The sequence below is a fragment of the Providencia sp. PROV175 genome, from assembly GCF_032707045.1.
In the GTDB taxonomy this organism is placed as follows: Bacteria; Pseudomonadota; Gammaproteobacteria; order Enterobacterales; family Enterobacteriaceae; genus Providencia; species Providencia hangzhouensis.
In genome coordinates this window covers 1,862,564-1,874,523 of record NZ_CP120533.1, presented here as the reverse complement: position 1 = coordinate 1,874,523, position 11,960 = coordinate 1,862,564, and the positions used below count along the sequence as shown (strand labels likewise).

Sequence of the window (11,960 nt, the reverse complement as noted above, 5' to 3'; positions counted from 1 at the left end):
TTAGTTAATCACAGCAAGTGCTGTTGATGTCATATCAATAAGAGGTTGTGGCCATACACCAAAGACAATAACCGCAATGGCGCAAATAACAGCAACAACGGTCCCTAACGTTGCTTTTTCAGGACCTGTATAACGTTCTGCATGTTCTGCATCGCGGCTATATAGGCTAGCCATAAAGCTTAGGTAGTAATATAAGCCAATTGCACTACCAACCACTACAGCTCCTGTTAACCACCATAACTCTGCATTCACCGCAGATGCAATCACATAGAATTTACCAATAAATCCTAATGTAATTGGAATACCCGCCAGCGACAGCATCATCACAGTCATTACCGTTGCTAGAACGGGTTTATGCCAGAACAGCCCACGGAATGCACTGAAATCATCCTGGTCATCACCACGATAAGGACTGGAAACGATACTCACAACACCAAATGCGCCTAAGCTTGCAAACAAGTAACCCACTAAGTAGATTGCGATAGTCACTTGTGACGCTACTGGGTCGATACGTAACGCAACAAGGGCAACGAGTAAATAACCCATATGCGAGATAGATGAGTAACCCAGCAAGCGTTTTGCGCTTTTTTGTGTGATAGCCAGTAAATTACCAAACAAGATAGATGCTATGGCAATCACTGAAATCACAATCGCTAACGTATTGCTGTTGGCAATTGGTGCTTCCAAAAAGATACGCACTAATACGGCAAAGATAGCGATTTTACTACCCGTTGCTAAGAAAGCTGATACAGGTGCAGGCGCACCTTGATAAACGTCTGGTGTCCACAGTTGGAATGGAAACAGTGACAGTTTAAAGCCAAAACCAACAATGAGCATACCGAAACCAATCATCACTAATGGGGCGTGAATTTGGTTATCAGAAAGACTTTGACCAACAGCTGCGAAGCTTAAGCTACCCGATTCCGCATACAGTAACGCAATTCCGAATAACAGGAATGAAGACGCTGCTGCAGATAACAGCATGTACTTGATCCCAGCTTCTAATGTGCGACTGCGCTCAAAGGTATAGGCAACTAAGCCAAACAGTGGCAATGAAATCAGCTCAATACCGATAAACATCGACGCCATATGGTTTGACATAGATAACAGCACACCACCTGCCACCGCGATAGCAACTAACAAGTGGAATTCATCTCTATTGTCGCCAAAACCTTCCAGCCAGTGGTAGGCAAAGATGCTGGTACCGATACCTGCAATCAGGACTAATGCACTATAGAACAGCGCAAAGCCATCAACACGGATAAGCGAAGTCACATCCATTAGGTAGCCGTCGGCTACCCAAATCAGTGAAAGCAACGCAATAACAAAGCCAGATACTGTCAGCGCGGCACTGGTAAGGTGATCGCGTCGCCACGCAATGGACAGCATCACAACCACCGCCGTCAACCCGACGATCATCAGTGGTAGTATTGCGATCAGTTCTTGAGGAGTTATTGTCATGGCGAATTACAGCCCTAATGTTGTAAGTGAAGCAGAATACAGGTTATGCAATGTTTCCATCGAACCAATTGATGTATCTAAAATTGGTTGCGGGTAGAAACCGATGATAACCAGTAATACAGCCAGAGCCAGCAGCACACCAAACTCACGCGCCGTTAACCCTTTCATTTCTTTTTCAGACTTAGGTGTACCGTAGTAGGTCTGTTGCATCATCCACAGTGAGTAGATAGACGCAAACACCACACCAAAGACCATAATACAAGTCACTAACGTGAATTGGCTGAAGCTGCCAAACAGGATCATAAATTCACCAATGAAGTTACCTGTACCTGGCATTCCTAGCGTTGCCGCAGCAAAGAACAGGGACATTCCTGGTAACCATTTAATGCGTTTCCATAATCCACCCATCATACGCATATCACGCGTTTGCGTACGTTCATACAGTTGACCACTAATGATAATCAGTGCCGCACCAGACAAACCGTTGGTGATCATTTGAATCACCGCACCTTGGTAAGCCAAGGTTGAACCCGCGTAAATAGCGACTGTCACAAAGCCCATATGGGATAAGCTACTGTACGCTGCCAAACGTTTGATATCCGTTTGTTTGAACGCCAACCATGCGCCGTAGAAGATACTGATCACACCCAGCGTCATCGCCACTGGCGTGAACTGGATAGAGGCTTCAGGGAACAGAGGCAAAGTAAAGCGTAACAGGCCGTATGCTGCGGTTTTTAGCATGATACCGGAGATATCCACGGAACCCGCTGTTGGCGATTGTTCTTGGGTATCTGCCATCCAACCATGGAAAGGAACCAGTGGCATTTTAACGGCAAAGGCGATAAAGAAACCTAACATCAACATAAACGCAACGTTACTAGACAGTTCTGCGCCTAACAGTTGGTTATAATCGAATGTTAATACGCCTGAAGTATTGTAATTCGCTAGTGCCAATCCAATGATGGAAACCAACATGATCAAGCCACTTGCTTGCGTATAGATAAAGAACTTAGTCGCGGCTTTGATATGTTGTCTGTTTTCTGACCCTTTGTGCCCCCAATTGGCAATCAGGAAGTACATTGGGATCAGCATCATCTCCCAGAAGAAGAAGAATAAGAACAAGTCAACCGCGGTGAAAATCCCCATCACACCTGTGATAATCCACAGCAGGTTAAAGTGATACGCACCTTGGTTCTTCTGGTTTTCACTCCAAGAGCTCAGAATCGAGAAAGCCCCCATGATAGCCGTTAATACGACCATCAGCAGTGATAAACCGTCAATAGCTAAATGAAAGTCAATTCCCAGTGACGGGATCCACGGCATAAAGAAAACAGATTGCCATTGTGGAATCCCTTGTGGATTAACAAGAGAGTAATTCCCTTCTAACCACAATTGCACGGAGAGTATTAATGTTATTCCCATCGTCGCCAGTGCAATCCAGCGCGGTGCGCGATGACTGAACCGGTCAGCCTGCCAGCTTAGCAGGCCTCCGATGAAGGGAATGAGTATTAGCCAGGGTAATAGCATGGCGCAATGTGTCCCTTAATTAAACCAAAAGCAGCAGAGCAAGAATCAGCACTGCACCCAGCCCCAACGAGGCAACATACCAACGGATTTGGCCGTTTTCACTCACTGCAAGCCCTTTATTTGCCCAACGTGAAAGATGTGCAGGGATATTCATCAGAGAGTTAATCGGATCGCTTTCCAGTAGCCATGCAATACCTTTAAACGGTTTTACAAAGACTACGTCATACAGCCAGTCGAAGCCCCACGCTTGGTACCACCATGCGCTGAAGAAACGACCCACCGCAGTTTTCGCGATAGCATCGACTATTGAACGTCTAAACAGGTAGAGGAATACCGCAATTAATAGACCAGCGATAGCAAACCCGCCAGAAATCGCTTCGAGTAAGACTTTACCGTCTTCACTGCCCGCCGCTTCTGCAGGGAATACCCCTTCGAGTGGTTGGTGGATTAATGCACCAACAAACGTTGCAAGGATAGCCAAAATGCCCAGTGGTAATGTGTGAGTGATGCCTTTAACCTTATGCGCTTTGATTTTTGCTTCACCGTGGAACACGATGAAAATCATACGGAAGGTATAAATTGCGGTCATTAATGCACCGAGGATACCTGCCCACAACAACACAGTTTGTCCATCAAGCTGTGCACCCCACAAAATTGCATCTTTACTGTAGAAACCTGCGGTAAACAGTGGCAATGCTGCCAGCGCGCTTCCGCCGATTAACATCACAGCGTAGATAAATGGAATTTGCTTACGCAGCCCACCCATCTTGAAGATATTTTGTTCGTGGTGGCATGCCAAAATGACTGAACCTGCTGACAGGAACAACAGTGCTTTAAAGAAAGCGTGCGTCATCAGGTGGAAAATCGCAGCATCCCAAGCTTGCACACCGAGAGCCAAAAACATATAACCGATTTGGCTCATCGTGGAATAAGCAAGCACACGCTTGATATCGGTTTGAACCAGTGCAGCAAACCCTGCCAGTACTAATGTCACTGCGCCCACAACGCCAACTAGATGTAAAACTTCTGGCGCTAATAAGAACAGAACGTGGGTACGAGCCACTAAGTACACACCGGCCGTTACCATGGTTGCGGCGTGGATCAATGCTGAAACTGGCGTAGGACCCGCCATCGCATCTGCCAACCACGTTTGCAATGGTAACTGTGCTGATTTACCGACTGCGCCACCTAATAACATTAAGGTTGCCCAATTGATCGCACTCGAACCTTCAGCAAATTTCTGAGGTGCTAACACCGCCATTTCGCTGAAATTCAATGTGCCGAGCTCATTCCACAGGATAAACATACCAATTGCGAGGAATACATCACCGATACGCGTGACAAAGAACGCTTTCATTGCGGCTTTACCGTTTTCTGGATTGGTATAATAGAAACCAATCAACAGGTAACTGCACAGCCCTACCCCTTCCCAACCGAGATACATCAGCATCATGTTATCAGCGAGGACTAAGACCACCATACTCGCGATAAACAGGTTAGTGTAAGCGAAGAAACGTGAGTAACCTTCCTCGCCACGCATATACCAAGATGCATATACGTGGATAAGGAAGCCCACACCCGTTACCACACCTAACATGGTCAGTGACAGGCCATCTAACATTAGAGTGAATGGGATATTAAAGGTACCGACAGACATCCAAGTCCAAAGTGGCTGGATGAATACGCTACCTGCGTCTTGAGCTAAAAATTCATTGCCAGCATAGAATGCGACGACGGCCGCTAAGCCAACCGACCCCGCACCAATAATGGCCGAAACGTTTTCTGACCAGCGTCCACGAGAGAAGGCTAACAGCACCGACCCCAGTAAAGGCAACAGAATAGTTAAATAGAGTAGGTTCATCCGCGCATCTCACTGACTTTATCAATATTCAGGTTCTGACGATGACGATGGAGTTGCAGTAACAACGCCAATCCAATACTCGCCTCCGCTGCAGCCAATGTAATTGCCAATATATACATAATTTGGCCGTCTGGCTGCCCCCAAAAACTCCCTGCAACCACAAATGCCAGTGCAGTTGAGTTAATCATGATTTCCAGTCCGATCAGCATGAAAAGCAGATTACGGCGAATAACAAGGCAACTGAGCCCCATCACAAATAAAATCGCCGCTAAAATCAGACCATGTTCTAGAGGTATCATTTTTGCTCCTCCGCCTTCGCGATACTGACAAGATCAGCACCGTTTTCTTTACGGTCACGTCCAACGTGGAATGCGACAACTAAACCAGCTAGTAGTAACAGTGACGCCAATTCGACAGCCAGAACGTAAGGCCCGAACAAGCTAATACCCACTTCTTTCGCCCCAATGATGGTGCCCTCAATGCCTTCTTGATATGACAATGAGGTGATGCCGTAAACTAAGATAGCCAATAAAACTGCGGATAACACAGCAGGACCAATCCAGTTTTTCGGCGTCAACCAAGCGCGCTCTTGTTCTTGAACAGAACGTCCTAGGTTGAGCATCATCACGACGAACACGAACAGGACCATGATGGCACCTGCATAAACGATGATTTCCAACGCTCCAGCAAAATACGCGCCGAGGGAGAAAAACACCATTGACAGAGCCAGCAGAGAAACAACCAGATACAACAGTGCATGCACCGGATTTGTATTCGTTATCACCCTTAAAGTTGCTAAAATGGCAACTAGACCGGCGATATAAAATGTAAATTCCATGAATATCGCTCCTTATGGCAACAGGTCTTTGACGTTGATAGGTTTCGCTTCGTTATCCGCTTCACCTTTGTCTTTACCTGCAATCGCCATACCTGATTTACGGTAAAAGTTATAATCAGGATATTTACCCGGACCTGAAATCAACAGGTCATTTTTCTCGTAAACCAGATCCTGACGTCTCCAATCGGCCATTTCAAAATCAGGTGTTAATTGGATTGCCGTGGTAGGGCAAGCCTCTTCACACAGACCACAGAAAATACAGCGCGAAAAGTTAACGCGGAAAAATTCAGGGTACCAGCGGCCATCTTCGTGTTCAGCTTTTTGCAGTGAGATACAACCCACAGGGCAAGCTACCGCACACAAGTTACATGCAACACAACGCTCTTCACCGTCTGGATCGCGCGTCAACACGATACGACCACGGTAACGGGGTGGCAGATAAACCGGCTCTTCTGGATACATTTGCGTTTCGCGTTTATCGAACGCATGTAGGCCGACCATCCAAATACTACGTACTTGGGTGGCGAAACCGACCAATAACTCTTTCAATGTCATGGTTCAATCACCCCTTACTGAGCGTTGTATAAAATCACTGCTGCAGTACCCAGCAGATTAAGCAGTGTCAGCGGCAGACAAATTTTCCAACCGAAAGACATCACTTGGTCATAACGTGGACGCGGTAAAGAGGCACGGATCAAGATAAACATCATCATGAAGAAGCCAGTTTTGATAGCAAACCACAAGAATGACGGCAGGAATGGACCATGCCAGCCACCAAAGAACAGCGTCACAATCAGTGCAGAAACCGTTACGATACCGATATACTCACCGACGAAGAACAAACCAAACTTCATACCTGAGTATTCAACGTGGTAACCATCCGCAATCTCTTGTTCTGCTTCCGGTTGGTCAAACGGATGACGGTGACATACCGCAACGCCCGCTATCGCAAAAGTCACAAAACCAAAGAACTGCGGAATAATATTCCACATGCCTTCTTGGGAGTTCACAATATCAATCAGGTTGAATGAACCTGCTTGTGCAACCACACCCATTAAAGAAAGGCCTAAGAACACTTCGTAACTCACGGTTTGTGCTGACGCACGCATCGCACCTAATAATGAGTATTTGTTGTTACTTGACCAACCTGCGAATAACACCGCATAGACAGCGAGACCCGCCATCATCAGGAAGAATAAAATCCCGATATTGAGGTCTGCAACATGCCAAGTCGGGCTAACAGGGACGATGGCAAATGCTAAGAACAGTGAACAAAACGCAATCACTGGTGCAAGCGTAAAGATTTTCTTGTCAGCAAACTGCGGGATCCAGTCTTCTTTAAACAGCATTTTGAACATATCCGCGATTAACTGGCCCATCCCAAACGGACCCACGCGGTTAGGGCCATAACGGTTCTGGAACAGACCGAGAATACGGCGCTCTCCCAGACTCATGTATGCCCCACAAGTCACAACAACCAATAAAATGACGACAGATTTAAGGATGGAAATTAATACTTCCATCACTTCAGGAGAAATCCAATCCATCATGCTCCCCTCCGCAGATTATTGACTGACACGCCAGCCATTGAAGGTGCGATACCTGGCATTCCTAACGGTAAGCCAATTTGACCTGTAGACAGGTGATTACTTAGGCGGACAGTCAAGTTAAACACTTGACCTGCATGGCTAAACTCCGCTTTAGTTCCTGCTGACAGGCCGAGTGACGCAGCATCTTGCGTGTTCAGCATGATATAAGGCTCAGGCATACGCTCTTGAATTACTTCTGACCGCTGTGACATTTCATCACTGCCGAATAGGTGGTAATAAGGTGCGACAACCCACTGAGCTTCATTGGCTTGATAAGCCGCTGGAATTTCAGTGAAGTAAGCCAATTTACCTTCTGTTGAATTGAACAAACGGATACCCGGGTCACCAAATAACAGGTGCCCCCCCACTTCGGCTTGGAATTTGTTCCAGGCTTGTGGTGAGTTCCAACCCGGCGCCCATGCAAATGGAATTTGCTGGCGTGGCGCGGTTGGGCTGTTGTTCCCTTCCATTGAGAAAGCAAATGGAGAGTCAATATCTTGCGGTTGACGAGGTTCATGAACAGATTGATTTGCTAGCATCGCTGTACGACCACTGTAACGATGTGGTTCACGCGCCAGTTTTTGACCACGAATACGGAAAGACGCTTTTGGTGCAGCATCTACCATACCCAAGAATTGTGGCATTGCGGCAACACAATCTGCGATAACGTGATCAAGTTGCGACCAATCCGCATCACGCTCTTGCGCTTCAGTTTGCAGTGAATGCATCCAGCGCCAGCTTTCGTTCATCACGATAGCTTTATCGTAATACGTTGGGTCGAAGACTTGGAAGAAACGCTGTGCACGACCTTCTTGGTTAATCAACGTACCGTCTGCTTCAGCAAAACTTGCTGCTGGCAGAACTAATGTTGCTTTATCCATGATGTCGGTTTGCTGATGATCCGCTACAATCAAGTGGCTCAATTTCGCTAATGCGCTATTGACTGCATCCACGCTGCTGTGACGGTACAGGTCGTTTTCGATAACAATAGCCACATCCGCTTCGTTCGCTTCTATGCGAGCTAAAGCGCTGTCTAATGGCTGTGCATTCATCATTGCCAGACCGAAACTATTTGCATGAGACGCTAAGTAAGATAACCCAACGTTCGCACCTTTCGCTTTCAATGCGAATGCCACGTTAGCGGCCGCTTGGATCATTGCCTCGCTTGCACTATGGCTACCACTGATAATTAATGGTTTTTTCGCACTAGCTAATGCTTGAGCAATGGTTTCAACTTTGGCTTTTAAGTCTGCGGGTAAATCATTCACCGCAGGGGCTTCGCCATTAATCATATTGGCGATAGCAAAACCGAAGCGCGCTTGGTCAGCCACTGGAGCACGGTAATTGAAGGCAGCCACATCGTCTAAACGCGTATCATCAACATTGGTAATAAACAGTGGGTATTTTGCGTGTTGACCAATATTCATGATTGCCGCGATTTGCCAGTCAGCCACTTTTTGCGCTGCCGCCATCTCACGTGCTTTACCTTTCACCGCTTGGCGTACAGATAACGCCATACGTGCACCTGTCTGAGTTAAATCTTCACCCAGTACCAGTACCGCATCATAGCCTTCTACTTCACGCAATGTTGGCGTATAGATACCGCCGTTTTGCAGGATGTTTTGCATCAGCGCTAAGCGGCGTTGCTCTCCCGCAGAAATACCTGAATAGAAGTTTTCTGCTCCAACTAATGCGCGTAATGCATAGTTGCTTTCAACGCTAGCGCGTGGAGAACCGATACCAATCACTTTTTTCGCTTGATTGATAATTTGCGCACCACTTTGCATCGCTTCGATAGCCGAAATGACCTGCTTAACGCCATTTTTATTGAGTACGGCTTGGCGAGGGCGGTCTTTACGGTTGACGTAACCATAACCAAAGCGACCACGGTCGCACAGGAAATAGTGATTTACCGAGCCGTTATAACGGTTTTCGATGCGACGGATTTCACCATAACGCTCACCAGGGCTAGTGTTACAACCGATACTGCACTGTTGGCAGATACCGGGTGCAAACTGCATATCCCATTTACGGTTATAGCGCTCTGAATGTGTTTTATCAGTGAATACCCCAGTAGGACAAACTTCAACTAAGTTACCGGAGAACTCACTTTCCAGTGTACCGTCTTCAGTACGACCGAAATACACATAGTTATGTGCACCATACACACCCAAGTCTGTGCCATCTGCGTAATCTTTGTAGTAACGAACACAACGATAACACGCGATACAACGGTTCATTTCATGACTAATAAATGGACCGAGGTCTTGGTTAATGTGAGTACGTTTCGTAAAACGATATTTACGCATGTTATGACCGGTCATCACCGTCATATCTTGTAGGTGACAGTTTCCCCCTTCCTCACAGACTGGACAGTCATGAGGATGGTTGGTCATCAGCCATTCCACAACACTTTCACGGAATTGTTTGGCTTCTTCATCATCAATAGAGATGTAAGTCCCTTCCGTTGCGGGTGTCATACAAGACATTACTAGGCGACCGCGTGTGTCATCTGCGTTCTGATACTGCTTAACCGCACACTGGCGGCAAGCGCCAACGCTTCCCAGCGCCGGATGCCAGCAAAAATAAGGAATATCTAGCCCTAGAGAAAGACAGGCTTGTAACAGGTTTTCAGACCCGTTTACGTCATATTCTTTGCCGTCTACATATATTGTAGCCATAGTCAGCATGCTTCCCAAAGGCCCGCATAAAGCAGGCGTTAATCAAAAATACGTTCTTCGTGAAAAATCTATTTAGCGGTTGCTCAATCGCTAAACAATTACCAGCGCTGCTTCAGCAGGTTGGGTTGGATACCCGCAATCTGCACAATGTTACGCAGATCTTTTTGCGAGATACCCGCTTCGAATTCATCACGGAAATATTTGATGGCACTTTGTAGCGGTTCGACCGCACCCGGTGCGTGAGCGCAGAAAGTTTTACCCGGCCCTAAGAAACGGCACAGCTGCTCTAGGGTTTCAATATCCCCCGGTTGCCCTTCGCCTTTTTCCAGCGCTTGTAAAATTTTCACACTCCATGGCAGACCATCGCGGCACGGCGTACACCAACCACAGGATTCACGGGCAAAGAAGGTTTCTAAGTTACGCACTAAAGAAACCATGTTGATTTCATGATCAACCGCCATCGCCAATGCAGTACCAAGACGGCTTCCTGCTTTGGCAATATTTTCGAAATCCATTGGTAAGTCGAGGTGGTCGTTGGTTAGGAAGTCTGTCCCTGCCCCACCCGGCTGCCATGCTTTTAATTTCAGTCCATCACGCATACCACCTGCGTAATCTTCCAACACTTCACGTGCCGTTGTACCAAATGGCAATTCCCACAGACCCGGATTTTTCACGCGGCCAGAGAAGCCCATTAATTTAGTACCCGCGTCTTTACTCTTACCTGCGCTTAAATCGATATACCATTGGTCGCCGTGCTCTAAAATTGCTGGCACGTTACAAATAGTTTCGACGTTATTGACACAAGTTGGTTTACCCCAAGCACCTGATGTTGCAGGGAATGGTGGCTTAGAACGTGGGTTAGCGCGACGGCCTTCTAAGGAGTTAATCAGTGCAGTTTCTTCACCGCAGATATAACGCCCAGCGCCGGTGTGAACAAATAGTTCGAAATCAAAACCTGAACCGAGGATATTTTTGCCTAACAGACCCGCCGCTTTGGCTTCTTCGATGGCACGGCGCAGATTTTGCGCTGCTTCAACATACTCGCCCCGTAAGAAGATATAACCACGATAGGCTTTAAGTGCATAAGCGCCTGTGATCATCCCTTCAACTAACAAGTGAGGGAGTTGCTCCATCAATAAACGGTCTTTATAGGTGCCCGGTTCCATTTCATCCGCATTACATAAGAAGTAACGCAGTTTCATGTTTTCGTCTTTTGGCATCAGGCTCCATTTCAGACCCGTTGAGAAACCCGCACCGCCGCGCCCTTTCAGGCCAGCGTCTTTTACGAGATTCACAACTTCATCCGGTGCCATGCCTTTGAGCGCACGCTCAAGACCTTTGTATCCGTTTTTACTGCGATACTCATCTAACCAAACAGGCTGATTGTCATCACGCAAACGCCATGTTAGAGGATGAGTTTCAGCAGTACGGATCACTGGATTAACAGAATTTGTCATGGATACTGCTCCAGTAATTTTTGAATATTTTCAGGCTGCACGTAGCTGTGAGTGTCATCATCGATCATCATCGTTGGACCCTTGTCACAGTTACCTAGGCAACAGGTCGGCAGCAATGTAAAGCGGCCATCAGCTGTTGTTTGACCAGGGCGAATATTAAGCTGTTTAATGATTTCAGCTTCTAAGCCCTGATAACCTGTAATATGGCAAACAACACTGTCGCAATAGCGAATAATGTGGCGACCCACTGGCTGGCGGAAGATTTGGCTATAGAATGTCGCCACACCTTCAACATCACTGGCTGGGATGCCTAAGACGTCAGCGATAGCATGGATCGCACCATCTTCAACCCAACCGCGGTTTTTTTGCACAATTTTCAGTGCTTCAATTGAGGCAGCACGTGCGTCTTCGTAATGGTGTTTCTCACCTTCAATCTCTTCACGCTCTTTCTCTGTTAAGACAAAGCCATGATTGACTTGCGGTTCAAACACATTCACGACATTGAGCTCGTTGTGCTTCTCATTTTCGTTATGTTCATTATGCATG

General features: G+C 46.9%; 10 protein-coding genes. All 10 read right to left on the bottom strand.

The window, feature by feature from the left end:
* The 10 genes from nuoN to nuoE all read right to left on the bottom strand — a co-directional run bounded on the left by nuoN (position 1) and on the right by nuoE (position 11,959).
* Positions 1–1,461, bottom strand: coding sequence for an NADH-quinone oxidoreductase subunit NuoN (gene nuoN / locus P3L44_RS08200; protein ID WP_004259851.1), 1,461 nt, complete (start codon positions 1,459–1,461; stop codon positions 1–3).
* 6 nt (positions 1,462–1,467) lie between these two features.
* Positions 1,468–2,988, bottom strand: a complete 1,521-nt coding sequence (gene nuoM, locus P3L44_RS08195; protein WP_153673325.1) for an NADH-quinone oxidoreductase subunit M — start codon at positions 2,986–2,988, stop codon at positions 1,468–1,470.
* Between the two features lie 19 nt (positions 2,989–3,007).
* Positions 3,008–4,849, bottom strand: coding sequence for an NADH-quinone oxidoreductase subunit L (gene nuoL, locus P3L44_RS08190; protein WP_140172579.1), 1,842 nt, complete (start codon positions 4,847–4,849; stop codon positions 3,008–3,010).
* Positions 4,846–5,148, bottom strand: coding sequence for an NADH-quinone oxidoreductase subunit NuoK (nuoK, locus tag P3L44_RS08185; protein ID WP_004259841.1), 303 nt, complete (start codon positions 5,146–5,148; stop codon positions 4,846–4,848). The genes nuoL and nuoK overlap by 4 nt, the downstream gene beginning before the upstream one ends.
* Positions 5,145–5,687 carry an NADH-quinone oxidoreductase subunit J gene (gene nuoJ / locus P3L44_RS08180; RefSeq protein WP_004259837.1) on the bottom strand — a complete coding sequence of 181 codons (543 nt, stop codon included), beginning with the start codon at positions 5,685–5,687 and terminating at the stop codon, positions 5,145–5,147. Before nuoJ ends, nuoK begins: the two co-directional genes overlap by 4 nt.
* 12 nt (positions 5,688–5,699) lie before the next feature.
* Complete coding sequence (gene nuoI, locus P3L44_RS08175) at positions 5,700–6,242, bottom strand: NADH-quinone oxidoreductase subunit NuoI (RefSeq protein ID WP_004259834.1); 543 nt, start codon at positions 6,240–6,242, stop codon at positions 5,700–5,702.
* Between the two features lie 14 nt (positions 6,243–6,256).
* Positions 6,257–7,234: an NADH-quinone oxidoreductase subunit NuoH gene (gene nuoH / locus P3L44_RS08170; protein WP_004912244.1), complete on the bottom strand. Its 978-nt coding sequence runs from the start codon at positions 7,232–7,234 to the stop codon at positions 6,257–6,259.
* Positions 7,234–9,966, bottom strand: a complete 2,733-nt coding sequence (nuoG, locus tag P3L44_RS08165; protein WP_180359542.1) for an NADH-quinone oxidoreductase subunit NuoG — start codon at positions 9,964–9,966, stop codon at positions 7,234–7,236. Before nuoG ends, nuoH begins: the two co-directional genes overlap by 1 nt.
* Positions 9,967–10,055: 89 nt before the next feature.
* Entirely contained in the window at positions 10,056–11,414 is a 1,359-nt protein-coding gene (gene nuoF, locus P3L44_RS08160) for an NADH-quinone oxidoreductase subunit NuoF (RefSeq protein WP_004259820.1), read from the bottom strand.
* Positions 11,411–11,959, bottom strand: a complete 549-nt coding sequence (nuoE, locus tag P3L44_RS08155; RefSeq protein ID WP_036958085.1) for an NADH-quinone oxidoreductase subunit NuoE — start codon at positions 11,957–11,959, stop codon at positions 11,411–11,413. Before nuoE ends, nuoF begins: the two co-directional genes overlap by 4 nt.
* Between the last annotated feature and the right edge of the window lies 1 nt (position 11,960).

Coding starts and splice junctions, on each gene's coding strand:
- nuoN (WP_004259851.1), bottom strand. CDS start 1,461: ATGACAATAACTCCTCAAGAACTGATCGCAATACTACCACTGATGATC.
- nuoM (WP_153673325.1), bottom strand. CDS start 2,988: ATGCTATTACCCTGGCTAATACTCATTCCCTTCATCGGAGGCCTGCTA.
- nuoL (WP_140172579.1), bottom strand. CDS start 4,849: ATGAACCTACTCTATTTAACTATTCTGTTGCCTTTACTGGGGTCGGTG.
- nuoK (WP_004259841.1), bottom strand. CDS start 5,148: ATGATACCTCTAGAACATGGTCTGATTTTAGCGGCGATTTTATTTGTG.
- nuoJ (WP_004259837.1), bottom strand. CDS start 5,687: ATGGAATTTACATTTTATATCGCCGGTCTAGTTGCCATTTTAGCAACT.
- nuoI (WP_004259834.1), bottom strand. CDS start 6,242: ATGACATTGAAAGAGTTATTGGTCGGTTTCGCCACCCAAGTACGTAGT.
- nuoH (WP_004912244.1), bottom strand. CDS start 7,234: ATGGATTGGATTTCTCCTGAAGTGATGGAAGTATTAATTTCCATCCTT.
- nuoG (WP_180359542.1), bottom strand. CDS start 9,966: ATGCTGACTATGGCTACAATATATGTAGACGGCAAAGAATATGACGTA.
- nuoF (WP_004259820.1), bottom strand. CDS start 11,414: ATGACAAATTCTGTTAATCCAGTGATCCGTACTGCTGAAACTCATCCT.
- nuoE (WP_036958085.1), bottom strand. CDS start 11,959: ATGCATAATGAACATAACGAAAATGAGAAGCACAACGAGCTCAATGTC.